Origin of the sequence: Bacillus sp. BD48, from assembly GCF_046566805.1 — a bacterium.
Lineage (GTDB): Bacteria > Bacillota > Bacilli > Bacillales > Bacillaceae > Bacillus > Bacillus safensis.
This window is the reverse complement of the sequence record NZ_JANGFM010000003.1, coordinates 186,035-211,938: the sequence shown is the minus strand read 5'-3', so window position 1 is coordinate 211,938 and position 25,904 is coordinate 186,035. Positions and strand designations below refer to the sequence as shown.

The window sequence follows — 25,904 nt, the reverse complement described above, 5'->3', positions numbered from 1 at the left end:
CACTTTTTTCTATTATATTTAATACTGTTGTGATGAAACAACAGTATTTTTTTATATCCTTTTTTATATTTATAAACGCTGATATTTTATTTTGATAAAAAACGCTTTTTACCTTTGCTTTACCAGTACGAAGGTGTATACTATTGCTTGAAAGGGAGCAGTAGATCATGAAAGATTTCTAGGGGGTTTATTTTAATGGCAGCCGATCAAAACGCCGCTCATAACGCAGAAGATAAGCTAGATGTTTTAAAGTCAACTCAAACCGTCATACATAAAGCGCTAGACAAATTAGGGTATCCGCAAGAAGTGTATGAATTGCTGAAGGAGCCAATTCGTCTATTAACAGTCAAAATTCCAGTACGTATGGACGATGGATCGGTGAAAATTTTCACTGGTTACCGTGCACAGCACAATGATGCTGTCGGTCCAACAAAAGGCGGAATTCGTTTCCACCCGAACGTTACGGAAAAAGAAGTAAAAGCGCTTTCAATTTGGATGAGTTTAAAATGTGGAATTGTGGATCTTCCTTATGGCGGAGGAAAAGGCGGTATTATCTGTGATCCAAGAGAAATGTCATTCAGAGAGCTTGAAAAACTAAGCCGCGGCTATGTTCGCGCCATCAGTCAAATCGTTGGACCAACAAAAGATGTTCCAGCACCAGACGTGTTTACGAACTCTCAAATTATGGCATGGATGATGGATGAATATTCTAGAATTGATGAATTTAACTCGCCAGGATTTATTACAGGAAAACCAATTGTTCTTGGAGGATCACATGGACGTGATACTGCAACAGCAAAAGGTGTAACGATCTGCATCAAAGAAGCGGCGAAGAAAAAAGGAATTGACATTAACGGGGCTCGTGTTGTCGTACAGGGATTCGGAAATGCAGGAAGCTACTTAGCTAAATTCATGTATGATGCTGGAGCAAAAATCGTAGGAATTTCAGATGCGTACGGCGGATTATACGATGAAGATGGTCTAGACATTGACTACTTGCTTGACCGACGTGACAGCTTTGGAACCGTCACTAAACTATTTAACGATACAATTACAAACCAAGAGCTGCTTGAGCTGGATTGTGATATCTTAGTACCTGCAGCCATTGAAAACCAAATCACAGAAGATAATGCGGCAAACATTAAAGCCAAAATTGTCGTAGAAGCAGCAAATGGCCCAACGACACTGGAAGGAACCAAAATTCTTTCAGATCGTGGTGTACTGCTTGTTCCAGACGTACTTGCGAGTGCGGGTGGTGTAACTGTTTCTTACTTTGAATGGGTTCAGAATAACCAAGGGTTCTACTGGACTGAAGAAGAAGTTGAAACTCGTTTAGAAGATATGATGGTGAAATCATTTAATAATATTTATGAAATGGCGCAAAACCGCCGAATCGATATGCGTCTTGCTGCATATATGGTCGGTGTACGTAAAATGGCTGAAGCCTCTCGATTCAGAGGCTGGATTTAAGCGGCTTATTTGCATCGCGCCTTAAAATCTCCTATCCTTAAATAGGAGATTTTTTTATGGAATGGAACAAAGAATCAAACAGCCCAGCAATTGTTATTGCAGTGAAATGACAGGAGTGGAACAAATGAAACAAGAAAAAGCGATCATAATAGGAGGCGGCCCATGCGGGTTATCAGCTGCCATCGCATTCAAGCAAATTGGGATTGATGCACTTGTGATTGAAAAGGGGAATGTTGTGAACAGTATTTATCATTACCCAACACATCAAACCTTTTTTAGTACAAGTGAAAAGCTTGAAATCGGTGATGTTGCTTTTATTACTGAAAACCGTAAGCCCGTTCGTATTCAGGCGCTTTCCTATTATCGAGAGGTCGTCAGACGAAAAAACCTGCGTGTGCATGCCTTTGAAAAAGTAAATGCCGTGACGAAACAAGATGGCCGTTTTACGGTGAGTACATCAAAAGACGACTATTCATGTGATTACGTCGTGATTGCCACTGGCTACTATGATCATCCAAACTATATGAACGTCAAAGGAGAAGACCTTCCTCACGTATATCACTATTTTAAAGAAGGACATCCATATTTTGATAAAGATGTGACGGTGATCGGCGGGAAGAACTCCAGTGTGGATGCTGCGCTAGAACTTGTGAAATGCGGAAGCAGAGTCACGGTGCTGTATAGAGGAACTGAATATTCATCCAGCATCAAACCTTGGATTTTACCAGAGTTTGAAGCGCTTGTTCGTAATGGAACGATTCGAATGGAGTTTGGCGCGCAGGTGAAAGAAATCACAGAAGAAAATGTGATTTTTACAAATCAGCAAAATCAAACGGATCGAGTGAAAAGTGACTATGTATTTGCTATGACTGGCTATCATCCAGATCATTCTTTCTTAGAAAAAATGGGGGTCACGATTGACCAAGAATCAGGCCGTCCAGCATTTGATGAAAAGACGATGGAAACGAATGTTGAAGGCATTTTCATTGCAGGAGTCATTGCAGCTGGAAATAATGCCAATGAAATTTTTATCGAAAATGGAAGATTTCATGGTGGACTCATTGCAGAAGAAATCAACAAAAGAATCAACGGATAAAAAAAGAACTGGATCCTTCAAAGGGGTTCGGTTCTTTTTTATATAAATTGGGATTATATAGAAATTTATTTTAAGAAAAATGGGCCCGAGTCATATAAAAAAAGGGTAAATCATGGTACGATAATGAAGGATAATGTAGGGAAAGAGGTCTGGTTATGATCGCAATCATCTCAGCAGGTTTAGCTCCCGGCATCGCACTTTTAAGTTATTTTTATTTAAAAGATCAGTACGACAATGAGCCGGTTCACATGGTCATCAGATCTTTTATGCTAGGTGTCATACTTGTGTTTCCAACCATGTTTATTCAATATGTCCTTCAAGAGGAAAATATCGCAACAAACCCTATCTTGATTTCATTTGTGACGTCGGGCTTTTTAGAGGAATCATTAAAATGGTTCATTTTAATGGTCAGCGTTTATGCGCATGCCCAGTTTGACGAACACTATGACGGGATTGTGTATGGAACGAGTGTCTCACTTGGTTTTGCAACACTTGAAAATATTCTTTACTTAGTCGGTCATGGGGTCGAATATGCATTTACCCGTGCTTTATTACCTGTATCAAGTCACGCATTATTTGGTGTTGTGATGGGATTTTATATCGGAAAAGCCCGCTTCTCTGATAAAAAAGAGCAGCGCAAATGGCTGATCCTTTCTTTAACGCTCCCTGTGCTGTTTCACGGCCTGTATGATTTCATTCTATTAGGGATGAAAAACTGGGGATATATCATGGTGCCGTTCATGATTTTTTTATGGTGGTTTGGTTTAAGAAAAGCAAAAAAAGCCCGTGCGGTAAAAATGGTGCAAATTTAATTTGGAAAACGTCCTTATTGTATATAGGGGCGTTTTTTTGTCTTTTCCATCCAATTCTCTCCTGTGTTGAATGTATAAAAATAGGGATCGGAAGAAACATATATTCAAACATCAAAAGTACAGGAGGATCAAATATGGATAAAGCTCGTTTCATGAAACAAATCGTTCTTATCTTCTCAATCGTTCTTCTTGCGTCTTCACTTTTGACAGCGAGTAAAAGTGAAGCCTTCACCAGCCAAGTCATCCAGCGTGGGGCAACAGGAGAAGATGTAGTCGAGCTGCAAGCGCGGCTCCAATACAATGGTTTTTACAATGGCAAAATCGATGGCGTCTATGGCTGGGGGACGTACTGGGCCGTTCGCAACTTTCAAAACCAATTTGGCATGAAGAAGGTCGATGGGCTTGTAGGTCAGAAAACAAAAAACTTATTAGTTCAAAAGACGAAATACTACAAAGAGTTTGTGCAAAAGCAGCTGCAGCAAGGGAACCAGTTTACCCATTATGGCGGAAAGCCTCTTGATCAGCAAACAAAGGCTCCTGCGCAAAGAAGCTCGCAAAAAAAGACAGCTCAAGGTACAAAAGAAAATCAAAAAAGTCAAAGTGGATCATCTGGGAAGTCTGGCAATCAGTCAGGCGGCCAGCAGGGAAACCAAACACCGAAACAAACAGCAGCCAACATGCCTGGTGGTTTTTCTAGTAATGACATTCAGCTCTTGTCGCAAGCTGTTTACAGTGAAGCAAGAGGTGAGCCGTATGAAGGACAGGTAGCCATCGCTGCCGTCATCTTAAACCGTTTGAATAACCCGACCTTTCCAAATACGATTGCAGGGGTCATTTTTGAACCGCTTGCGTTTACCGCTGTAGCAGATGGTCAATTTTATATGACGCCAGATGAAACGGCCAAAAAGGCTGTGTTTGATGCAATCAATGGCTGGGATCCGTCTGAGAGCGCGATCTATTACTTTAATCCTGATACAGCAACAAGTCCATGGATTTGGGGAAGACCACAAATTAAACGAATCGGGAAACATATATTCTGCGAATAAAAAGAGGTGTAAATAAATGATCAGAGGAATATTGATTGCTATTTTAGGAATTGCTGTCATCTCAACAGGTTACTGGGGCTATAAAGAACATCAAGAAAAAGACGCCGTTCTGCTTCATGCTGAGAACAACTACCAAAGAGCTTTTCACGATTTAACGTATCAGGTGGATCAGCTGCATGACAAACTGGGCGCAACACTTGCGATGAACAGCCAAACATCCATCTCACCAGCACTTGCAGATGTATGGAGAATGTCATCAGAAGCGCATAACAATGTCAGTCAGCTCCCGCTTACATTGATGCCTTTTAATAAAACGGAAGAATTCCTGGCGAATGTCGGAGATTTCAGCTACAAATCTTCAGTCAAATCTTTATCAGATGAACCATTAAATAAAGATACACACAAAACCATTACAGCTCTATATGATCAAGCGTCAGATATCCAAAACGAACTGAGACAAGTGCAGCACCTCGTACTTAATAAAAACTTAAAATGGATGGATGTTGAAATGGCGCTCGCAGATGGCGATCGAAAGAACGACAACACCATCATTGACGGGTTGAAAACAGTCGAGAGAAATGCAGATGCATTTGCAGATGTTGATCTTGGGCCTACAAATGTGTCGACAGAAAAAGAAACACAAGGCTACAATCATTTAAAAGGCGATAAGATTTCAAAAAAAGAAGCGATCCGCATTGCACAGAAATTCACACCCGACCATAACCAACACTTTAAAGTGAGAAAAAGCGGCAGCAAAACCAATCGTGACGTGTACAGCTTATCGATGTCTGATCCAGACAGCCATGCAAACTTTTACTTAGACTTGACTGAAAAAGGAGGGCACCCAGTCTACCTTCTTCAGAATCGTGATGTGAAAAAACAGAAAATCAGTTTAAATGATGCATCAGAAAAAGCACTCAGCTTCTTAAAGAAGCAAGGGTTTGACACGGAATCGTTCCATTTAGATGAAAGTGCACAATTTGATAATATCGGTGTATTTACCTATGTGCCTCTTCAAAAAAATGTCCTGCTTTATCCAGATAGTATACGCATGAAAGTCGCATTGGATGATGGCGAGGTTGTTGGGTTTTCAGCGAAAGACTACTTAATGAATCATAAAACCCGAGACATCAAAGCACCTAAAATCTCGCAAAAAGAAGCGGAGAAAACATTGAATCAGCATGTAAAGATCGAAGATACTCATTTAGCGATAGTGCAAAATGATATGTCCGAGGAAGTTCTGTGCTATGAGTTCCTTGGAACGATAAAAAACGATACGTACCGCATGTTCATTAATGCGGATACCGGAAAAGAAGAACGAGTAGATAAACTAAAAAATGCAGAACCTATATATAAAGACCTATAGAAAAGGAAGCGAGGAAAAGGCTAATAAGTCTTTTCCTTTTGTTTTAGACATGGTTTAATATAGGAGAGGATACGATTTCACAGATGAAAAGAGTGATGAGGAATGTTACAAATAGGGGATGCAATTACAATTGAATATGTCAATGAGAACAAAGAAGTGAAAACAGCAAAATCGAAGGTTTTGGAAAATAATAACGATGATATTTGCATTAATTATCCAGCTGATAAAGAAACGGGACGCACCATCTACTTAAATCAGCAAACAGAAATCACCGTTTTCTTTTTTGACGAAAACCAAATTCCATACAAATGTACAAGCGAAGTCATCGGAAAAAGAAAAGAAGATATTCCGATGATTGTTATTTCCATTCCGCCAAAAGAAGAAATGATCCGGCTTCAGCGAAGAGAATACCTGAGAGTGGATACGATGGTCAAAGCCTCCATCATGCAAACGGATGAAGAGGCCTTTGAAACGTTTATTGTGAATATGAGTGCTGGCGGCGTGGCGATTGCAGTTCCTGAGGGCGTGTCATTGAAAGAATATGGAGAAGTGGTCACAGAGTTTGAACTTCCCCTGAAAGAGCCCGTAAAAATAAAAGCGGTTGCAGAGATGAATCGAGTATATCAAGATGAACAGTCTGGCAAAACAAGAGCGATCATGGAGTTTTCTGAGATCACAAATGATCAACAGCAGCACATCATGAAATACTGCTTTCAGCAGCAGCTTTTAACACGTGTGAAAAAAGCATAAGAATAAAGGGTGTAAAAAGCTTCCATACTAGAGAAGAAAGAATCTAGCGTGGAGGCTTTTTGTATGAAGACAATGGAAAGATGGTTAATGAAAGTGGTGCTCATTCAGCTTGTTTTATTGCTAACCATTCAGATCACACTTCATTTGACGAAAGGAGAGCTCTTTTTGTCAAAAGTCGTGCAGTATGAGGGTGTGAATAACATGAGCATTGAAGAATGGATTGAGACGTTTAAGCAGAAGGATTGATAGAAAATTCCCCCGTTTGAGCGGTGATCGTGTTACAATTCATAAGGGAGATTCAATCAAGGAGAGGTATTATGAAAAAGAAATTATCTATCGCAATTGACGGTCCTGCAGCAGCAGGAAAAAGCACTGTGGCAAAAATTGTCGCAGCAAAAAAATCATATATTTATATTGATACAGGCGCTATGTACCGCGCGATTACACTTGCGGCACTCAATCAAGGTGTAGATCTTGAAGACGAACAGGCACTTGATTCATTATTGAAAAAAACGGTCATTGAACTGGTAACAACAGGCGATGGTCAAAAAGTCCATCTCGACAATACGGATGTCACAGAGGATATTCGCACAGACCGCGTTAGCAACCAAGTATCGGTTGTTGCAAAGCATAGAGCTGTTCGGGAAGAAATGGTCCGCAGGCAGCAAGAGCTTGGCAAACGAGGCGGCGTCGTTATGGATGGAAGAGATATAGGCACTCACGTACTTCCAGATGCCGAAGTGAAAATTTTCTTGCTTGCATCAGTAGAAGAAAGAGCAAAACGCCGCTTTGAAGAGAATCAGAAAAAAGGCTACGACGTCAATTATGATCAGCTGATCGAAGAGATTGCAAGACGCGATAAGCTTGATTCTGAGCGCGAAGTTTCACCTTTAAAGAAAGCGGATGACGCCATTGAAATTGACACAACTTCCCTTTCTATTCAAGAGGTGGCAGGGAAAATTTTAGATGCAGCAGACCGCGTGGAGAAACAGTAAGAAATTTTAGAAAACTTTTATAAGTTAGAGGTTTATCTCTTGACAAACAAGGTCTTTTATTAGAAGTTTATACTAATACTATTTTTATTGATCATTCAAGCAATTATGTTGATTTGAATGTTTCTATAATACATATTCGGCTGGCAATCATCATGCTTAAGACACATATTCGCCCAGTCGTTTTAACTAAGCTGTGTAGGTTTGGACCAAGGAGGTTATCGAAATGACAGAGGAAATGAATCAAATCGATGTTCAGGTACCAGAGGTTGGAGATGTAGTGAAAGGGATTGTTTCTAAAGTTGAGGACAAGCATGTCAATGTAGATATCGTCAATGTGAAACAACCTGGTATCATCCCAATCAGTGAATTATCAAGTCTTCACGTTGAAAAAGCATCAGATGTCGTGAAAGATGGCGACGAGTTAGAGCTTAAAGTAACAAAGGTCGAAGACGATGCTTTGATTTTATCGAAACGTGCTGTTGATGCAGACCGCGCTTGGGAAGACCTAGAGAAAAAGTTTGAAACAAAAGAAGTATTTGAAGCTGAAGTAAAAGACGTTGTAAAAGGTGGTCTTGTCGTTGACATTGGTGTGCGTGGATTTATTCCTGCATCTCTTGTAGAAGCACACTATGTAGAAGACTTCACAGATTACAAAGGGAAAACACTCTCACTTGTTGTGGTAGAACTTGACCGCGAAAAAAATCGCGTGATTCTCTCACACCGTGCAGTCGTTGAGCAAGAGCAATTAGACAAAAAGCAAGACTTCCTGCAAAAGCTTGAAGTAGGCAGTGTGATTGATGGTAAAGTACAGCGGCTTACTGATTTTGGTGCATTTGTTGACATTGGCGGCATTGATGGATTAGTTCACATTTCTCAGCTATCCCATGCGCATGTTGAAAAGCCATCTGACGTAGTAGAAGAAGGACAGGAAGTCCAGGTCAAAGTACTTGCTGTTGATCGTGATAACGAACGTATCTCACTATCTATTAAAGAAACATTACCAGGACCTTGGAGCCAAATTGGTGAAAAGGTAAAACAAGGTGATGTGCTTGAAGGAACTGTTCAACGTCTTGTGAGCTTTGGTGCATTTGTTGAAATTCTGCCAGGTGTAGAAGGGCTTGTGCATATTTCCCAAATCTCTCATAAACATATCGGCACGCCGCAAGAAGTCCTTGAAGAAGGGCAGACTGTGAAAGTGAAAGTGCTTGATGTGAATGAAGACGAAGAGCGCATTTCACTAAGCATCCGTGATTTAGAAGAAAATCCTGAAAAACAAATCGAAGAGGATTATCGTCAATATCAGGCGAAAGAAGAAAACACAAGCGGATTCCAGCTTGGTGACCTGATCGGCGATAAACTCAATAAACTAAAATAATTTGGTGATCAAAATTGACGCGAGCAGAAAGAAAGAAGCAGCATATTGAGCATGCGTTGTCCACTGGCCAGCATGCAGCAACAGGTTTAGATGATGTTTCCTTCGTTCACGCCAGTTTACCAGATCTTGCGACATCACAAATTGATACACATACGACAATTGGCGGACTGACTTTCGGTTCGCCAATTTTTATCAATGCAATGACTGGCGGGGGCGGAGAATCCACCTATGAGATCAACCGCTCTTTATCGATCGCAGCGAAGGAGACCAATATCCCTGTAGCAGTTGGATCACAAATGGCTGCACTGAAAGATAAAGAAGAAAGACGAACATATGAAGTCGTTCGTAAAGTGAATCCGGATGGAATTGTATTTGCAAATTTAGGCAGTGAAGCGACAATGAAGCAAGCTAAGGAAGCAGTCGACATGCTCGGGGCAAATATGCTCCAGATTCACCTGAATGTCATCCAAGAGATTGTCATGCCTGAAGGGGATCGCGATTTTAGGGGAGCGCTTGAGCGGATTGCAGCTATCGCTGAATCAGTTGCTGTGCCTGTTGTCGTGAAAGAAGTCGGATTTGGCATGAGCAAGGAAACGGCAAGAAAGTTATTTCATGCTGGGGTTGCAGCTGTTGATGTAGGCGGATTTGGTGGAACGAACTTTTCTAAAATTGAAAATCTCCGCCGCCAAAAAGCACTGCGTTATTTTGATCAATGGGGGATTCCAACTGCAGCGAGTCTTGCTGAAGTACATACAGCCTTTCAGAATCAAACGATTTTAGCCTCCGGAGGTATTCAAGATGCTCTTGATGTAACCAAATCAATCGCTCTTGGCGCATCTGCTGCTGGTCTTGCTGGATTTTTCTTAAAATCACTGACCAGTGGAGGAGAAAGCGGCCTTATCGCTGATATCATGGAACTTCAAGAAGATATTAAGATGATGATGACAGTGCTTGGCGTGAAGACGATTGAAGAGCTGAGACAAGCTCAAGTTGTAATTTCAGGGGAAACAAGTCATTGGCTCAAAGAAAGAGGCGTTGACACAACGTACTATAGTAAGAGAGGCATGTGATATCACATGCCTTTTTTTATTGATTTCTTTTTCGTGCGCTTTCTGGACCTTCTAATGTTGTTGCACCCTTATGATGAATGGATTGATCACGGTCAGATTCCACTCTTTTTGACGCCTTTAAACGCTTTTCCTGTCTATCTTTTCCCATCATGCATCCCTCCTCAATCATTAGGATGTCACCGCTTGTTTATTTCATGCAAAGCGGGTAATGATCCGCATGTTTAAAAATTGGAGATTTTCCCATAATGTAATTGAGGTGATGAGGCGTTGGAGGCATTGTACTATTATTGGTCTATATGGTTCGTTTGGATTATGGTGACATTTATCATGGAAAAAAGTTTGTGGCGGAGCGTGCTGGGCATTTGTGTACTTATCCATATTATATTCAGTCATGTCATGATATCGGTTATAGATATAAGCATCAATGCGGGATTCTTGATGACTTTTTTATATGCATGTGTTGCTTTCGTCATATTCAAGTCTGGTTATCGAATCATGAGAATCATGCAATTGGGCTCAATGGTGAGCGCGTATGCCTTTTTTATGATGTTTGCATTATATGACCCCGTTTGGTTCACGATAATAAAGGTGGAATGGGTTGTATTTGCCTTGCTGATCTTAATGTGTATGACATATGCACAGCCGTTAGCGGAACGAATCACCCTATGGATGATGTCAGTATGTCTCGGCGAAGCCCTTTATGCGCTGACGATTCACCGCCTCACATCATCAATTGTTATAGGGGACCTCTCTTTTCTTTCCTTCGTTGTTCAAGGAGCGGTCTTCCTATTAGGTGTCGATCAGCTGGAAAAGCTCTTGAACGCCCGTTCATCAAGAAAATCAGTAAAAGGGGCTGCAAAATCAACATGACAGACTATACGTTTCCTGTGATTATTGGTGTCATCTTTGGGATGGCGGCCAGACTTTACATGTTAAGAACGGATTACCGGCAATACCCTACGTATATTCATGGACAAGTAATTCACATTGCGCTTGGTTTTATTGCGTCAGGATTAGGTGCAATCATTATGCCTGCACTGATTCAGGAGGAATTTACGGCGATTACCTTTCTCACTTTGGCAGCCACGCAATTTCGAGATGTCCGAAATATGGAAAGAAATACGTTAACCCAAATGGATTCGTATGAGCTTGTCTCACGAGGCAGTACATATATAGAAGGCATTGCCATTGCCTTTGAAAGTCGAAATTATATTGCGATTCTCACTGCACTCATTACAACGACAGCCTGTATTTTCTTCTCACTTGTTGTTGGAACAGTGGTCGGTATTCTTTGTTTTTTCATGGCAAAGCTATTAATGTCAGGCAGTCAATTAAAGGATATCGTCAGCATTCAAAAAGGGGAGCTTCGCTTTGATGGGGCAGGGCTTTATGTGAATGATATATACATTATGAATATCGGGCTGCCTGAAAAGCAAAAACTCATTTTAGAACATGGGATGGGCTTTATTTTGACACCGAAAAATTTCAACTCTGCTACAACGATTGCCAACCTTGGACAGCGGCAAGCCATTTTATTTGATTTATCAAACGTGCTTGGCGTGTACCGCGATTCTGGTGAACCATCGCTCTGTCCGCTCGCAAAACGTGATCTGAATACCGGTACACTTGGTGTGTTCATTTTACCGCAATGGCAGCGTGAAGATTTGGCTGTCCGTGTATTAGAAGAGGTGCCTATTTTAGAAAATGCCATAAGAATGCCGACAGATTTCATTAAAAAGAAAGTGAGGTAATAGGGCATGGCGAACACCATTGAACAATTTATATTGGCTGTAGCGACAACAAATAAAGAGCGGGTTATTGGCGGAACAGCGGTTTTTTTCTGTGAAAATAAAGAAGAGCTCGACATGTATGCCATGAATTTAGAGGCCATTTTAGATGGAATTGCACACGGTATTGGAGAAGATCTTTACTTGATTGTCAAACATTTTTAAGTTATTCATTGTGGTCTGATTAAAAATTGATATAATATATAAGTTGAACCCTTCATGTTTGAAGGGTTTATTTCATAAAACTGAATGAAAATTTTAAATCCCGGTTGAAACATGATGATGAACATATTGAATCGCGGCTGGATTGAAAGGAAGGGTACTATGGGTAAACCTGTCGTAGCCATTGTTGGAAGGCCCAACGTTGGAAAATCTACAATTTTTAATCGAATCGCAGGCGAAAGAATATCGATTGTAGAAGACACACCTGGTGTAACAAGAGATCGAATCTATAGCTCTGCTGAATGGTTAAATTATGACTTTAATTTAATAGATACTGGTGGAATTGATATTGGAGATGAGCCATTCTTGGCGCAAATTCGCCATCAGGCAGAAATCGCAATGGACGAAGCGGATGTCATTATCTTTATGGTGAATGGCCGAGATGGCGTGACATCTGCGGATGAAGAAGTCGCAAAAATTTTATATCGCACGAAAAAGCCAGTTGTACTTGCTGTTAATAAACTGGACAACCCTGAAATGAGAAGCGACGTGTATGACTTTTATGCACTCGGATTTGGCGAGCCGTATCCGATTTCTGGAACGCACGGATTAGGTCTTGGTGATCTGCTTGATGCAGTGGCAGAACACTTTAAGAACTTACCGGATACGCAATATGCTGAAGAAGTTGTTCAGTTCTGCTTAATTGGCCGTCCGAATGTAGGGAAATCCTCTTTAGTGAATGCTATGCTCGGAGAAGACCGCGTCATTGTCAGCAACATCGCTGGTACAACAAGAGATGCTGTCGATACGATGTTTACGTACAATCAGCGTGACTTTGTCATTGTTGATACAGCAGGTATGAGGAAAAAAGGAAAAGTATATGAAACAACAGAGAAATACAGTGTACTTCGTGCATTAAAAGCCATTGATCGTTCTGATGTTGTCGCTGTTGTACTTGACGGCGAGGAAGGCATTATTGAGCAGGATAAACGAATTGCTGGCTATGCACACGAAGCTGGTAAAGCCGTTGTGATCATTGTGAACAAATGGGATGCTGTTGAAAAAGATGAGCGTACGATGAAGGAATTTGAGCAAAACATCCGCGAGCATTTTCAATTTCTTGATTATGCACCTGTCTTGTTTATGTCAGCTCTTACGAAAAAGAGAATTCATACATTAATGCCGTCCATTATCACAGCGAGTGAAAACCATGCAATGCGCGTTCAAACCAATATTTTAAATGATATCATCATGGATGCGGTAGCGATGAATCCAACGCCGACTCATAACGGACAGCGCTTGAAAATTTACTATGCAACACAGGTGGCCATTAAGCCTCCGTCCTTCGTTGTGTTTGTAAACGATCCAGAGCTTATGCACTTTTCTTATGAGCGTTTCCTAGAAAACCGCATTCGAGATGCATTTGGTTTTGAAGGAACACCGATTAAAATATTTGCGAGAGCGAGAAAATAAAAAGGGTGAGCAGGATGAAGAAAATTTCAGTACTTGGAGCAGGCAGCTGGGGAACAGCTCTTGCGCTTGTATTAGCTGATAATCATCATGATGTACACATGTGGGGACATAGACAAGAGCTCATTGATCAAATCAATGAGAAGCATGAAAATCATGATTACTTGCCAAATGTCGAACTGCCAGCGTCTATTCAGGCGACAACTGATATGAAGCAGGCTTTAGAAGGGGCAGAGGCGATTATTGTCGCTGTACCAACAAAGGCCATTCGTGAGGTATTGAAGCAGGCAAATGAGCTGATCTCATCGAAGGTGCCGTTTGTTCATGTCAGTAAGGGAATTGAACCAGATACACTTCTTAGAATTTCTCAAATGATTGAACAAGAAGTTCCTTCTGAGAAAAGAGAGGCTGTCGTTGTCCTATCAGGGCCGAGTCATGCAGAAGAAGTAGGTCTGCGTCATCCGACAACTGTCACTGTCTCGTCAGAAAATATTGAAGCAGCTCAATTTGTTCAAGATTTGTTCATGAACAATAACTTTAGAGTGTACACAAACCCTGATGTGATTGGGGTGGAAATTGGCGGCGCATTGAAAAATATCATTGCTCTAGCAGCTGGTATCACAGACGGACTTGGATATGGTGATAATGCAAAAGCGGCGCTTATCACTAGAGGACTTGCTGAAATTGCACGTCTTGGCACAAAAATGGGAGGGAATCCCCTTACATTTGCCGGATTAACAGGCGTTGGCGATTTGATCGTGACATGTACAAGTGTTCATTCGCGTAACTGGCGCTGCGGGAATTTACTCGGTAAAGGATATAAGCTCGAAGAAGTGCTTGAAAAAATGGGCATGGTTGTCGAAGGCGTCCGCACAACAAAAGGCGCTTATCAGCTCTCCAAAGAATACAAGGTCAGCATGCCGATTACAGAGGCTCTTTACGGCGTCCTGTTTGAAGGAAAAAAGGTGGACGATGCTGTAGAATCATTGATGGCACGTGTGAAAACACATGAGATGGAAGACCTTGTGAACATGTTTGAAAACCAAACAAAATAAAAGGAAAGACTGAACTTAGGCATGTAGAGGATGCAAGAAGGGGAAGACTTGCATAACATAGCAATGAAGTTTGAATAGAGCTTTGCCTCTACAGAATGAGGAAAATAGTCGATCCAATGACTGAAGCAGAGTCCCCCTCTTTGCTTCAGTTTTTTTATGCGCTTTTTTCTGAATGATTGGAAAAATGATTGATATTTACCTTATTTTTGGTTTAGAATGAAATATAAACGCTTACAATTCGTTCGTTTTGAAGGGGGACAGGCACGATGAGTTTTGCTTTAATCAAGATGTGGTTTGCGCTTGGTTCAATGGGGCTCATGTTTTTAGCCGTAGTAACCATTTATTTCAGTAGGTTTAAGCTGAAAAGCAAATTTCTTAAAATAACGGCCTCAACCGTCGCATACAGCTTGATGCTTATATCAGGTATCATTGTGTTTTTAGTTGTCATTAGCGGGCCGGTCAATGAATAAAGAAAAGGAAGAATGTGATGATCAAAGCAAAAGTCAGTGTCATGCTGTTAGCACTTATTTTATTAACAGGATGTCTGTATCCAGAGAATCGCAAAGCTGAAAACCGGGTGCCATACGAAGAGCAGCTGCAAAGTGTACAGACAGCGATTGAGGAATTTCAAAAAGCAACAAATGGTCTATTGCCTATAGAAACGAAAGAAGCAGACACGCCAGTTTATCAGAAATATGTCATCGACTTTAAGCGCTTGTCACCAAGATATTTACACGATGTACCGTCTACATCTTATGAAGGCGGAGGCGAATATATTTATGTCCTCACAGACGTCGAAAAAAAACCAACTGTGAAACTGCTTGATGTCAAAATGACGCAGACCATTAATGAATTACGGCTTAGGATTAAGGTGTATCAAGATGAACATACATATCTGCCATACGGCAAAGTCGTATCAGCCAATTTATATACGTTAAATGAAAAAAAACTAGGATTAAAATCGCCGCCTGCGGTCATGAGTCCTGTGACAGGGAATTCCCTCCCATTACTGATTTCATCAAACGGCGAAATCTATGTAGACTACCGCAGTGATTTTGCTCATATTTTGAAAAATACGAAGCAAAAGCTGAAACCAGGTGAAAACATTCAAGATGTATATTGGCAGGAAACCCCGTTTGTACCCGCGTTTTCTGTCCCATATACTATCAACAAAAAAGGTGAGCCTGCCTTTTTAGAAAAAAAGACGTCATAAACAAGAATGAACCTTTTTCCTCTGCATATAAATGAGGAGAAAGGTTTTTTTATGGCTAAACATACTCTCAAAACAAAAAGGTGTCATATTCAAATAGGACAACGTCATACACATATATTGTCCAGACACCTTTCAAGCACAGTTTGATTGAAGTATAGAGTATTTCATTTGAAAACGAGGATAGCAAGTCCGGGAGGGGATCACTTGGAAAAAGTCGATATTTTCAAGGATATCGCTGAACGAACAGGAGGCGATATATATTTAGGAGTCGTTGGCGCTGTTCGTACAGGGAAATCTACGTTTATTAAAAAGTTTATGGAGCTCGTGGTGCTCCCGAATATCAATAATGAGGCAGACCGTGCAAGAGCACAGGATGAATTGCCGCAAAGCGCAGCAGGAAAAACCATTATGACCACAGAGCCAAAATTTGTGCCTAATCAAGCGGCATCTATTCATGTGAGTGACGGTCTTGATGTTAACATCAGGCTTGTCGATTGTGTGGGATACACTGTCCCTGGTGCGCGCGGGTATGAAGATGAAAATGGCCCAAGAATGATCAACACGCCGTGGTATGAAGAGCCAATTCCGTTCCATGAAGCAGCGGAAATTGGTACACGCAAGGTCATTCAAGAGCATTCAACAATAGGTGTTGTGATTACAACAGATGGATCTATTGGAGAAATCCCAAGACATGATTATATTGAATCTGAAGAACGTGTGATTGATGAACTCAAAGAGGTTGGAAAGCCGTTTATTATGGTCATCAACTCTGTGAGGCCATATCATCCTGAAACAGAAGCGCTCCGGCAGGAACTTAGCCAAAAGTATGATATTCCAGTACTCGCCATGAGCGTAGAAAGTATGAGAGAACAAGACGTACTCAGTGTTCTTCGTGAAGCATTATATGAATTCCCAGTTTTAGAGGTGAATGTGAACCTGCCAAGCTGGGTGATGGTGTTGAAAGAAGATCACTGGCTGAGAGAAAGTTATCAAGACTCAGTGAAGGAAACCGTAAAGGATATTAAAAGATTAAGAGATGTCGACCGTGTTGTTGGTCAATTCAGTGAATTTGATTTTATCGAAAGAGCGGGTTTAGCAGGAATTGAAATGGGTCAGGGGATTGCGGAGATTGACCTGTATGCGCCAGATGATCTATATGATCATATTTTAAAAGAAGTTGTTGGTGTAGAAATTAGGGGGAAAGACCATCTGCTAGAGCTCATGCAAGATTTTGCTCATGCTAAGACAGAATATGATCAAGTATCAGACGCATTAAAAATGGTGAAGCAGACTGGTTACGGGATTGCAGCGCCAGCGTTGTCCGATATGAGTTTAGATGAGCCAGAAATCATTAGGCAGGGATCAAGATTCGGCGTCAGATTAAAAGCGGTAGCTCCATCTATTCACATGATCAAAGTAGATGTAGAGAGCGAATTTGCACCGATTATCGGGACAGAAAAACAAAGTGAAGAGCTTGTCCGCTACTTAATGCAAGACTTTGAAGATGATCCGCTGTCCATCTGGAATTCAGATATATTTGGCCGCTCTCTCAGTTCTCTTGTCAGAGAAGGCATTCAAGCAAAGCTGTCTCTTATGCCGGAAAACGCAAGATATAAGCTGAAGGAAACACTTGAAAGAATCATCAACGAAGGATCAGGCGGTTTGATCGCGATTATTTTATAGCAAGTGAGACCTCTCATTGATGGGGGTCTTTTTTTGTGTATAGAATAAGTCATAAAAAGACAATTGTATAAAGATTAGTCAGATTCAGGCTGAAATTAGGAATATTCGTTCGCAAAAGTGCCCTTAATCCTTGACGAATAAGGGTTCTTCCCTTTAAAATGCTTGATATGGTATTTCATATGTGTTAATCTACTTACAGAAAATCTTCACTTTGTTGGACAAACATTCCTTCAAAGAGATGTTTTCTAATGAAAAGCCATGTATAACGCTTTCTAGTCGCTCTTTTTTTCTGAAAAAGGGTATAGAAAGAAGATGAATTGTGAAGAAATGATAACAATCTACTGAATGCATATTTTTGGGAGGAGGTGAAAGGCATGAACAAGACAGAACTTATTAACGCGGTTGCTGAAGCAAGCGAGTTATCTAAAAAAGACGCGACAAAAGCAGTTGATTCTGTTTTTGATACAATTTTAGATGCACTTAAAAATGGTGACAAAATCCAACTTATTGGTTTTGGTAACTTTGAAGTACGTGAGCGTTCAGCTCGTAAAGGACGTAACCCACAAACTGGTGCAGAGATCGAAATCCCTGCAAGCAAAGTACCTGCTTTCAAACCAGGTAAAGCACTTAAAGACGCGGTGGCAGGTAAATAATCGTTATGTGTAATGATCCTGTTGAAGGAGTTATACATATACAGTTTCACACTGGTCTAGAAAAGCCCCTTTCATAAGGGGCTTTTCCTTTTGAATCAAAAGGTTCGTTTAGAACGCTCTCCTTTGCTTTTAGGATCTGAAGTGTGCTAGAATCTGAATGAAATGTAATCGCCTTTGGAGGATATAATACATGAGTGAAATAAATAAAGAATTAATCGAACACGCGGTACGCGATATATTAAAAGCCATCGGAGAAGATCCGGATCGTGAAGGACTTCTTGATACCCCAAAACGAGTAGCAAAAATGTATGAAGAAGTGTTCTCGGGATTAAATGAAGATCCAAAAGAACATTTTAAAACCATTTTTGGCGAAGACCACGAAGAACTCGTCCTTGTAAAAGATATTGCTTTCCATTCAATGTGTGAACACCACCTCGTGCCTTTCTACGGGAAAGCCCATGTCGCTTATATTCCGCGCGGCGGAAAAGTAACAGGACTTAGTAAGCTGGCAAGAGCTGTCGAAGCCGTGGCAAAACGCCCGCAGCTTCAGGAACGCATTACATCAACCATTGCAGATAGTATGGTGGAAACACTTAATCCGCATGGCGTGATGATTGTCGTTGAAGCAGAGCATATGTGTATGACGATGCGCGGAGTGAAAAAGCCAGGCGCTAAAACAGTAACCTCAGCAGTCCGCGGCACATTTGCAAATGATGCAGCCGCAAGAGCAGAAGTGCTTTCCTTTATTAAAAACGACTAATTCAATAGATGGAAGGTGAACAAAATGAGTGAAAATAAAGCATCTGATTTTGTGGTGATTAAAGCCATTGATAATGGTGTAAATGTCATCGGCCTAACAAGAGGCTCTGATACAAGATTTCACCATTCCGAGAAGCTCGATAAAGGTGAAGTGATCATTGCACAATTTACTGAGCATACGTCAGCGATCAAAGTAAGAGGCGATGCTGTCATTCAAACAAGCTTCGGCGAAATTCAAAGCGAAGCAAAGAAATAAAGAACTTGAATGCACTTGATAGCATAAAAGTGAGAGCTGATATGGTATAATAAATCTCTATACAATGTGCAGGGCTACATATGAAACTGTAATTTTTGGGACAAGGGTGATATCTTTGCAAGACATCTACGGAATTTTATCTAATCTAAATATAAAATTAAATAAAAAGCTTTCTCATCCTTATTTGGCGAAGCATTTACGCGCTCCACTCATCGATGAAGACAAGCTCCTTCTTTTTCATGCAATGTTTGATGAAGCTCAAATTGATGCAGAGAAAAAAGAAAATTATATTTTAACGGCGATGCTTGTGCAAATTGCCCTTGATACCCATGACGAAGTCACAACTGCTGCAGCCATCAAGCAAGACGAATTCAAAAATCGTCAGCTGACCATCCTAGCAGGAGACTATTTCAGCGGTCTCTATTATTCTCTTCTCTCTGACATGAAAGACATCTATATGATCCGCACGCTCGCTACGGCGATCAAAGAGATCAATGAACATAAAATTAGACTGTATGACCGGTCCATTCAAGATGCAGCGCACTTTTACAAAAGTGTAGCTACAGTTGAATCTGCACTATTCCAAAGGATTTCTGAGCATTTTCAATTAACGCATTGGAATGAGATTGCAAGTCGTTTCCTTGTTTATAAGCGTTTCATGAAACAAGCAGAAGATGACAAACATTTAAAACTTTTTTTGAACGATCGTTATACGGACGCCTATTCGTGTTTTGACAACTTTGAGAATGAAGGCTATGAAAAGGCCAAACGGCCGATCAAGGAGCATCTTGTTTCATCTCCGGTCGTTCAAAAAGAGCTATTAAATCGCTTGGATCATATGAAAAATGAGCCTGCGTACCAACAGAAAGTGGAAGAAGGGTAAGTCATGCAGCAATCAAAAGAACAGCGAGTACACGGTGTATTTGAAAAAATTTATAAAAACTATGATCAAATGAACTCTGTCATCAGCTTTAAACAGCATAAAAAATGGCGCGATAAAACAATGAAGCTCATGAATGTGCAAAAAGGCTCTAAAGCATTAGATGTATGCTGCGGAACAGCCGATTGGACAATTGCGCTCGCAGATGCTGTTGGAGAGAAAGGCGAGGTCAAAGGCCTTGATTTCAGTAAAAATATGCTGAGTGTTGGAGAAACGAAGGTGAAGACTGGGGGCTACAATCAGATTGAATTGCTTCACGGCAATGCGATGGAGCTTCCTTTTGAGGACAACTCATTTGATTATGTCACCATCGGTTTTGGGCTTAGAAACGTCCCTGATTATTTAACGGTGCTAAAGGAAATGACAAGAGTAGTGAAGCCTGGCGGGTTGGTTGTCTGTCTTGAGACATCACAGCCTGAGATGATCGGCTTTAAGCAGGGCTACTATATCTATTTCAAATACATTATGCCGCTCTTTGGTAAACTGTTTGCCAAAAGCTATCAGGAGTATTCATGGCTTCAAGAATCAGCCAAAACGTTCCCTGGCATGAAAGAGCTCGCCGCTTTGTTCGAAGAGGCCGGGTTGTCTGATGTCTCGTATCATCCATTTACAGGCGGTGTAGCAGCAACACATATCGGAAAGAAGCTTTGAATAAACGATATTTGGGTGAAGATAATGAAACTAAAAGCAATGATCTCTTTTTTAAATCATGATATCGATATAATTGAAAAAGAGCTTGAACAAACCGTTCGCTCTGATTACGCATTATTAAGTGAAGCAGGTCTTCATTTGCTGCAAGCGGGCGGAAAACGAATCCGCCCCGTTTTTGTTCTCCTTTCAGGCATGTTTGGTGACTATGACATTAATAAAATTAAATATGTTGCCGTTGCCCTCGAGCTGATTCATATGGCATCACTCGTTCACGATGATGTCATTGATGATGCAGAGCTGAGAAGAGGCAAACCAACAATAAAGGCAAAATGGGATAACAGAATTGCCATGTATACAGGGGATTATATGTTTGCAAGATCACTGGAATACATGACAAAAATCAATCACCCAATGGCACATGAAATTTTGTCTAAAATGGTCGTTGAGCTCTGTCTTGGTGAAATAGAGCAAGTGAAAGATAAATATAATATGGAACAGAATCTACGTACATATTTAAGAAGAATCAAACGAAAAACAGCCTTGCTTATTGCAGGAAGCTGCCAATTAGGCGCCATTGCAGCGGGTACAGATGAAAAAACACATAAAGCCCTCTATTGGTTTGGGTACTATGTCGGCATGTCTTATCAGATTATTGATGATGTCCTTGATTTCACATCAACTGAAGAAGAACTAGGCAAGCCTGTTGGAGGAGACCTTTTACAAGGGAATGTCACACTCCCAGTCTTATACGCACTGAAAAATCCGACACTAGAAGGTCAATTGAAACTGATCAATAGTGAGACGACGGAGAAGCAGCTGAAGCCTGTTATTGAAAGCCTCAAACAAACAGATGCGATCGACCGCTCGATTCGAGTGAGTGAAATGTATTTGAAAAAAGCTTTTGAACAGCTCGACAAACTTCCTCGAGGACGAGCGAGAACATCACTTGCCTCCATTGCAAAATATATTGGGAAACGAAAATTCTAATCAACGTTACGTTGATTGGTTTTTTTGTGAAATTTTTTGTCAAAAATTGATTATTATAAAAAAAAATGATACGATCACTTTGTAACAATGTAAGCCTATACATACATAACGACGGGGTGGAAAACGTATATGGACAAAACATTTCTTATGGTCAAACCTGATGGTGTGGAAAGACAATTAATCGGTGACATTGTGTCGAGATTCGAAAAAAAGGGGCTTCAGCTTGTTGGTGCAAAGCTAATGAGTATTCCAAAAGAAGTAGCAGAAACACATTACGGAGAGCATAAAGAAAAACCGTTTTTCGGGGAATTGGTTGACTTTATTACGTCAGGACCTGTATTTGCAATGGTATGGCAAGGCGATCAGGTAGTAGACGTAACAAGACAGATTATCGGTAAAACAAATCCAAAGGAAGCGCTTCCGGGCACAATAAGAGGAGACTATGGATTGACTGTTGGGAAAAACATTATCCATGGGTCAGACTCACCAGAAAGTGCTGAAAGAGAAATTAACTTATTCTTCAAACAAGAAGAACTCACAAGCTGGGATCAAACCATCTCAAGCTGGATTTATTAAGGTTCAAGCCAAGGTGTTCATCCAATGAGCACTTTGGCTTTTTTTATATTGAACTTTCTACACGAAATTTCGCATGAGAAGATACAAATTTTCGATAAAAACAGCTATACTAGGACAAAGATAGATGAGACAGGAGAGGACATTGATGGATCAATATCAAGTATTTGTCGGAAAATGGAAAAAACTAACCGGGGTTGATCTGAATTTATATAAAGAAGCACAAATGAAACGAAGATTAACATCACTTTATGATAAAAAAGGATATAGAGATTTTGAGGCATTCGCGGCCGCTCTTGAAAAGGACAGAGCACTATTAGATGAGACGATGGACCGCATGACGATTAATGTGTCAGAATTTTACCGAAACTATCAGCGCTGGGAAGTACTTGATCAAAAAATCCTGCCGCTGCTTTCGAAAAATGGAGGCACCTTAAAAATTTGGAGTGCAGCATGTTCGACAGGAGAAGAGCCATATACACTCTCCATGTTGCTGTCAAGCCATCCTCTTGTGAAAGACTTCCAAATTATTGCAACTGATATTGATGATAAAGTTCTGCAGTCAGCTCAAAAAGGCAGATATCATGAACGCTCTCTGCAAGAGGTACCAGATCATATCAAGCAAAAATATTTCACAAAAGAAGATTCTTCATTTTACACTGTGAAGGATGAAGTTCGAAAGCATATTCAATTTAAGAAACACAACCTTTTAGCAGATCCATATGAAAAACAGCTTGACCTCATCGTCTGCCGAAATGTACTGATTTACTTTACTGAAGAAGCAAAAGAAGAAATTTACTTGAAAATGAGCAGCAGTTTAAAGCAAAATGGCGTATTATTTGTTGGTTCTACAGAGCAAATTTTTCACCCAGAAAAGTTTGGACTGACATCTGCTGATACTTTCTTTTATCAAAAGAAGGGTATGTAGCTGACTTTTTGGTAGCAAGTGTGTTATTATATTTTTACTTAAAAGCGTTAATGCGATGAAGGGAGATTAAGTCATGAGGTACTTAACAGCAGGTGAATCACATGGTCCACAATTGACCACAATTATTGAAGGAGTTCCAGCAGGGCTTTACATAGAGCAGGATGACATCAATTATGAATTGGCTAGAAGACAAAAAGGTCATGGCCGCGGAAGAAGAATGCAGATTGAAAAAGACCAGGCAAAAGTGTTAAGTGGCGTTCGCCACGGTAGAACATTAGGTTCTCCAATTGCACTTGTTGTTGAAAATAACGACTGGAAGCACTGGACAAAGGTGATGGGGGCAGAGCCGATCACAGAAGAAGAAGAAAGTGAAATGAAGCGTCAAATCTCTCGTCCAAGACCAGGTCATGCGGATTTAAATGGTGCGATTAAATATGGACACCGTGATATGAGAAACGTATTAGAGCGTTCATCAGCCCGCGAGACAACTGTTCGCGTAGCAGCGGGCGCAGTTGCCAAACAAATCTTGGCGCATCTAGGGATTAAAGTAGCTGGTCACGTTCTTGAAATTGGCGGAGTGAAAGCAGCTCATACAGCATATGAGTCTATTGAAGATTTGCAAAAGGTAACAGAAGAATCACCTGTTCGCTGCTATGACAGTGAAGCAGGTCAGAAAATGATGGATGCAATTGATGAAGCGAAGAAAAACGGGGATTCAATTGGCGGAATTGTTGAAGTCATCGTTGAAGGAATGCCGGTTGGGGTTGGCAGCTATGTTCATTATGACCGTAAATTGGACAGCAAGCTTGCTGGCGCCGTACTTAGTATCAACGCTTTTAAAGGGGTTGAATTCGGTATAGGCTTCGAAGCAGCCTCTAAAAATGGCAGTGAGGTCCATGATGAAATCATCTGGGATGAAGAAAAGGGCTATACGAGAAAAACAAATCGCCTAGGCGGTCTTGAAGGCGGAATGTCAACGGGTATGCCAATTGTCGTAAGAGGGGTTATGAAGCCAATTCCAACGCTTTATAAGCCGCTTCAAAGCGTTGACATTGAAACAAAAGAACCTTTCTCTGCAAGTATTGAACGCTCTGACAGCTGTGCTGTTCCTGCCGCAAGTGTTGTCGCAGAAGCAGTCGTGGCATGGGAAATTGCCAATGCAGTTGTAGAGCAGTTTGGCCTTGACCAAATCGACCGCATTAAAGAAAATGTTGAAAAAATGCGCCAGCTTCAGAGGGAATTTTAATGAAAACACTGGAAGTTAAGACGTCTTCAGCCACTTATCCTGTATTTATCGGTGATGGGATTAAACGCAATATCGTCGACTTGATAACTTCCACTGGGCATTCCTATACGAAGCTCTTAATCGTCACAGATGCAGCTGTTGATGCTATTTATGGTGATGAAGTGGTTCGCTTACTTCAGCAGAAGTGGCCTGTGAACAAAGTGGTTGTGCCAAGCGGAGAGCAGTCAAAATCCTTTGCCGAATTTGAGCATATTCATACGAAAGCCATTCAATTTCAGCTTGATCGTTCCTCCTGCATCATTGCGCTGGGAGGCGGAGTGATTGGAGATTTGGCTGGCTTTGCTGCTGCCACTTATATGAGAGGCATTGACTTTATCCAAGTTCCGACGACGCTGCTGGCACATGACAGTGCAGTTGGAGGGAAAACAGGGATCAACCATCCGCTCGGTAAAAATTTAATCGGTGCGTTTCATCAGCCGAAAGCTGTGATCTATGATACTAGTATGCTTGAGACTCTATCTCAAATTGAACGAAGATCAGGCTTTGCAGAAGTCATCAAACATGCACTGATTTCAAGTGAAGACTTTTTATCAGAACTGATGTCCGTTCGTTCTTTGACGGATATATCAAAGAGCGAGCTGGCACATATGCTGTATCAAGGCATTCAAGTCAAAGCGTCAATTGTTCAAGAAGATGAAAAAGAACAAGGAGTGCGTGCATTTTTGAATTTAGGCCATACACTCGGGCATGCCATTGAAGCAGAGTACGGATACGGCGCCATCACGCATGGAGATGCCATTGCAATCGGCATGCAGTTTGCGCTGTATGTGAGTGAAAAGCAGCTGGGGCTCAGCTTCAATCGTTTGGAACTAAAAGAGTGGATGAAAGAGCTCGGATTCCCTGTACAAGTCACACAAGATATTTCCACGAAAACATTTGTTGACCGGATGATTGGTGATAAAAAAGCAAGAGGCGGCAGTGTTCAATTTGTTTTATTAAAACAGGTTGGAGACGTCACCTTACAGTCTTTCACAAAAGATGAGCTGCACTACTGGCTCGAAGAATGGAAACGGGAGGAGGGATGTCTATGATGTTTCGCGGGATACGTGGGGCTACAACTGTGATAGAAGATACAGAAACAGAAGTGTTAAACAAAACGAAACAGCTGCTAGAAGCGATTATTTCAAGAAACCAAGTAGATCCAGAACGTGTCGTGCAGATCTTGATTTCAGCTACACAAGATATTCACTCCGTTTTTCCGGCAAAAGCACTTCGCCAGTTTGAAGGATGGACATATGTACCTGTTACATGTATGCAGGAACTGGACATTGATGGCGGTTTAAAGCAATGTATTCGTGTCTTAATGACTGTCCAGACAGATACAAAGCAGGAAGACATACAGCATGTGTACTTGGAAGAAGCTGTGACGCTTCGCCCTGATTTACAGTTGACAAAAAACAAGGAATTATAATACGATATGAACAGCCGAAGTTTACACACAGGTGTAAACGGCATTGCAAGCTTAGAGAAGATGAGAATGAGACTAGGGTAGTTGAGATGA

At 41.0% G+C, this 25,904-nt stretch carries 30 protein-coding genes; 29 read left to right on the top strand and 1 reads right to left on the bottom strand.

Annotated features, from left to right (window positions below; genetic code table 11):
• The first annotated feature begins 195 nt into the window (after window positions 1–195).
• From ACLGGR_RS11010 to fni, 10 genes are all read left to right on the top strand, one after another.
• Window positions 196–1,470, top strand: a complete 1,275-nt coding sequence (locus ACLGGR_RS11010; RefSeq protein WP_007500982.1) for a Glu/Leu/Phe/Val family dehydrogenase — start codon at window positions 196–198, stop codon at window positions 1,468–1,470.
• A 124-nt stretch (window positions 1,471–1,594) separates the two neighbouring features.
• Complete coding sequence (locus ACLGGR_RS11005; protein ID WP_410973081.1) at window positions 1,595–2,566, top strand: YpdA family putative bacillithiol disulfide reductase; 972 nt, start codon at window positions 1,595–1,597, stop codon at window positions 2,564–2,566.
• A gap of 155 nt (window positions 2,567–2,721) precedes the next feature.
• Window positions 2,722–3,378, top strand: coding sequence for a glutamic-type intramembrane protease PrsW (gene prsW, locus ACLGGR_RS11000; RefSeq protein ID WP_024422824.1), 657 nt, complete (start codon window positions 2,722–2,724; stop codon window positions 3,376–3,378).
• Window positions 3,379–3,512: 134 nt separating this feature from the next.
• Window positions 3,513–4,424: a spore cortex-lytic enzyme gene (sleB, locus tag ACLGGR_RS10995; protein ID WP_142945894.1), complete on the top strand. Its 912-nt coding sequence runs from the start codon at window positions 3,513–3,515 to the stop codon at window positions 4,422–4,424.
• 16 nt (window positions 4,425–4,440) lie between these two features.
• Window positions 4,441–5,790: a germination protein YpeB gene (gene ypeB / locus ACLGGR_RS10990; protein WP_323647716.1), complete on the top strand. Its 1,350-nt coding sequence runs from the start codon at window positions 4,441–4,443 to the stop codon at window positions 5,788–5,790.
• A gap of 102 nt (window positions 5,791–5,892) precedes the next feature.
• Window positions 5,893–6,540, top strand: coding sequence for a flagellar brake protein (locus ACLGGR_RS10985; protein ID WP_142945893.1), 648 nt, complete (start codon window positions 5,893–5,895; stop codon window positions 6,538–6,540).
• A gap of 63 nt (window positions 6,541–6,603) precedes the next feature.
• Complete coding sequence (locus ACLGGR_RS10980) at window positions 6,604–6,786, top strand: DUF5359 family protein (RefSeq protein ID WP_142945892.1); 183 nt, start codon at window positions 6,604–6,606, stop codon at window positions 6,784–6,786.
• 71 nt (window positions 6,787–6,857) lie between these two features.
• The gene (gene cmk, locus ACLGGR_RS10975) at window positions 6,858–7,535 is read left to right on the top strand and encodes a (d)CMP kinase (protein WP_142945891.1); all 678 of its coding nucleotides are present in this window, start codon (window positions 6,858–6,860) and stop codon (window positions 7,533–7,535) included.
• A 223-nt stretch (window positions 7,536–7,758) separates the two neighbouring features.
• Window positions 7,759–8,910, top strand: a complete 1,152-nt coding sequence (gene rpsA, locus ACLGGR_RS10970) for a 30S ribosomal protein S1 (RefSeq protein ID WP_041085926.1) — start codon at window positions 7,759–7,761, stop codon at window positions 8,908–8,910.
• Window positions 8,911–8,924: 14 nt separating this feature from the next.
• Window positions 8,925–9,980 carry a type 2 isopentenyl-diphosphate Delta-isomerase gene (fni, locus tag ACLGGR_RS10965; RefSeq protein ID WP_410973080.1) on the top strand — a complete coding sequence of 352 codons (1,056 nt, stop codon included), beginning with the start codon at window positions 8,925–8,927 and terminating at the stop codon, window positions 9,978–9,980.
• A gap of 16 nt (window positions 9,981–9,996) precedes the next feature.
• On the opposite strand, the gene ACLGGR_RS10960 is transcribed toward fni, so the two are convergent.
• On the bottom strand, window positions 9,997–10,128 hold the full coding sequence (locus ACLGGR_RS10960; RefSeq protein WP_075611569.1) for a YpzI family protein: 132 nt from the start codon (window positions 10,126–10,128) through the stop codon (window positions 9,997–9,999).
• A gap of 119 nt (window positions 10,129–10,247) precedes the next feature.
• Between ACLGGR_RS10960 and ACLGGR_RS10955 the strand changes: the two genes are divergently transcribed.
• The 19 genes from ACLGGR_RS10955 (at window position 10,248) to aroH (ending at window position 25,814) form a co-directional block, all read left to right on the top strand.
• Window positions 10,248–10,850, top strand: a complete 603-nt coding sequence (locus tag ACLGGR_RS10955; protein WP_458773720.1) for a YphA family membrane protein — start codon at window positions 10,248–10,250, stop codon at window positions 10,848–10,850.
• A complete protein-coding gene (locus ACLGGR_RS10950) occupies window positions 10,847–11,731 on the top strand; it encodes a YIEGIA family protein (protein WP_024422816.1) in 885 nt (294 codons plus the stop codon). Before ACLGGR_RS10955 ends, ACLGGR_RS10950 begins: the two co-directional genes overlap by 4 nt.
• Window positions 11,732–11,737: 6 nt before the next feature.
• Complete coding sequence (locus ACLGGR_RS10945; RefSeq protein WP_008344527.1) at window positions 11,738–11,932, top strand: capping complex subunit for YIEGIA; 195 nt, start codon at window positions 11,738–11,740, stop codon at window positions 11,930–11,932.
• A gap of 159 nt (window positions 11,933–12,091) precedes the next feature.
• On the top strand, window positions 12,092–13,402 hold the full coding sequence (gene der / locus ACLGGR_RS10940) for a ribosome biogenesis GTPase Der (protein WP_060697190.1): 1,311 nt from the start codon (window positions 12,092–12,094) through the stop codon (window positions 13,400–13,402).
• Between the two features lie 14 nt (window positions 13,403–13,416).
• Window positions 13,417–14,454 carry an NAD(P)H-dependent glycerol-3-phosphate dehydrogenase gene (locus ACLGGR_RS10935; RefSeq protein WP_048239328.1) on the top strand — a complete coding sequence of 346 codons (1,038 nt, stop codon included), beginning with the start codon at window positions 13,417–13,419 and terminating at the stop codon, window positions 14,452–14,454.
• 266 nt (window positions 14,455–14,720) lie between these two features.
• A complete protein-coding gene (locus ACLGGR_RS10930; protein WP_041117835.1) occupies window positions 14,721–14,924 on the top strand; it encodes a DUF2768 domain-containing protein in 204 nt (67 codons plus the stop codon).
• A 17-nt stretch (window positions 14,925–14,941) separates the two neighbouring features.
• Window positions 14,942–15,667 carry a hypothetical protein gene (locus ACLGGR_RS10925; protein ID WP_410973078.1) on the top strand — a complete coding sequence of 242 codons (726 nt, stop codon included), beginning with the start codon at window positions 14,942–14,944 and terminating at the stop codon, window positions 15,665–15,667.
• 204 nt (window positions 15,668–15,871) lie between these two features.
• Window positions 15,872–17,350: a stage IV sporulation protein A gene (spoIVA, locus tag ACLGGR_RS10920; RefSeq protein ID WP_008344534.1), complete on the top strand. Its 1,479-nt coding sequence runs from the start codon at window positions 15,872–15,874 to the stop codon at window positions 17,348–17,350.
• Between the two features lie 374 nt (window positions 17,351–17,724).
• Window positions 17,725–18,003 (top strand): non-specific DNA-binding protein Hbs, encoded by a 279-nt coding sequence (hbs, locus tag ACLGGR_RS10915; protein ID WP_003215863.1) that lies wholly within the window; start codon window positions 17,725–17,727, stop codon window positions 18,001–18,003.
• A gap of 190 nt (window positions 18,004–18,193) precedes the next feature.
• Window positions 18,194–18,763, top strand: a complete 570-nt coding sequence (gene folE / locus ACLGGR_RS10910) for a GTP cyclohydrolase I FolE (protein ID WP_003215789.1) — start codon at window positions 18,194–18,196, stop codon at window positions 18,761–18,763.
• A 24-nt stretch (window positions 18,764–18,787) separates the two neighbouring features.
• Window positions 18,788–19,018, top strand: a complete 231-nt coding sequence (mtrB, locus tag ACLGGR_RS10905; RefSeq protein WP_008344541.1) for a trp RNA-binding attenuation protein MtrB — start codon at window positions 18,788–18,790, stop codon at window positions 19,016–19,018.
• A 115-nt stretch (window positions 19,019–19,133) separates the two neighbouring features.
• On the top strand, window positions 19,134–19,901 hold the full coding sequence (locus ACLGGR_RS10900) for a heptaprenyl diphosphate synthase component 1 (RefSeq protein ID WP_251216609.1): 768 nt from the start codon (window positions 19,134–19,136) through the stop codon (window positions 19,899–19,901).
• Window positions 19,902–19,904: 3 nt separating this feature from the next.
• Window positions 19,905–20,609: a demethylmenaquinone methyltransferase gene (locus ACLGGR_RS10895; RefSeq protein ID WP_142945885.1), complete on the top strand. Its 705-nt coding sequence runs from the start codon at window positions 19,905–19,907 to the stop codon at window positions 20,607–20,609.
• Window positions 20,610–20,633: 24 nt separating this feature from the next.
• Window positions 20,634–21,596, top strand: coding sequence for a heptaprenyl diphosphate synthase component II (hepT, locus tag ACLGGR_RS10890; RefSeq protein WP_041085904.1), 963 nt, complete (start codon window positions 20,634–20,636; stop codon window positions 21,594–21,596).
• A gap of 129 nt (window positions 21,597–21,725) precedes the next feature.
• Entirely contained in the window at window positions 21,726–22,172 is a 447-nt protein-coding gene (gene ndk, locus ACLGGR_RS10885) for a nucleoside-diphosphate kinase (RefSeq protein WP_410973077.1), read from the top strand.
• A 145-nt stretch (window positions 22,173–22,317) separates the two neighbouring features.
• Window positions 22,318–23,097, top strand: coding sequence for a CheR family methyltransferase (locus ACLGGR_RS10880; protein WP_205184564.1), 780 nt, complete (start codon window positions 22,318–22,320; stop codon window positions 23,095–23,097).
• Window positions 23,098–23,170: 73 nt separating this feature from the next.
• Window positions 23,171–24,343 carry a chorismate synthase gene (gene aroC / locus ACLGGR_RS10875; RefSeq protein ID WP_024422806.1) on the top strand — a complete coding sequence of 391 codons (1,173 nt, stop codon included), beginning with the start codon at window positions 23,171–23,173 and terminating at the stop codon, window positions 24,341–24,343.
• A complete protein-coding gene (aroB, locus tag ACLGGR_RS10870) occupies window positions 24,343–25,434 on the top strand; it encodes a 3-dehydroquinate synthase (RefSeq protein ID WP_410973076.1) in 1,092 nt (363 codons plus the stop codon). The genes aroC and aroB overlap by 1 nt, the downstream gene beginning before the upstream one ends.
• The gene (gene aroH / locus ACLGGR_RS10865; protein ID WP_024422804.1) at window positions 25,431–25,814 is read left to right on the top strand and encodes a chorismate mutase; all 384 of its coding nucleotides are present in this window, start codon (window positions 25,431–25,433) and stop codon (window positions 25,812–25,814) included. The genes aroB and aroH overlap by 4 nt, the downstream gene beginning before the upstream one ends.
• The last annotated feature ends 90 nt before the right edge of the window (window positions 25,815–25,904 follow it).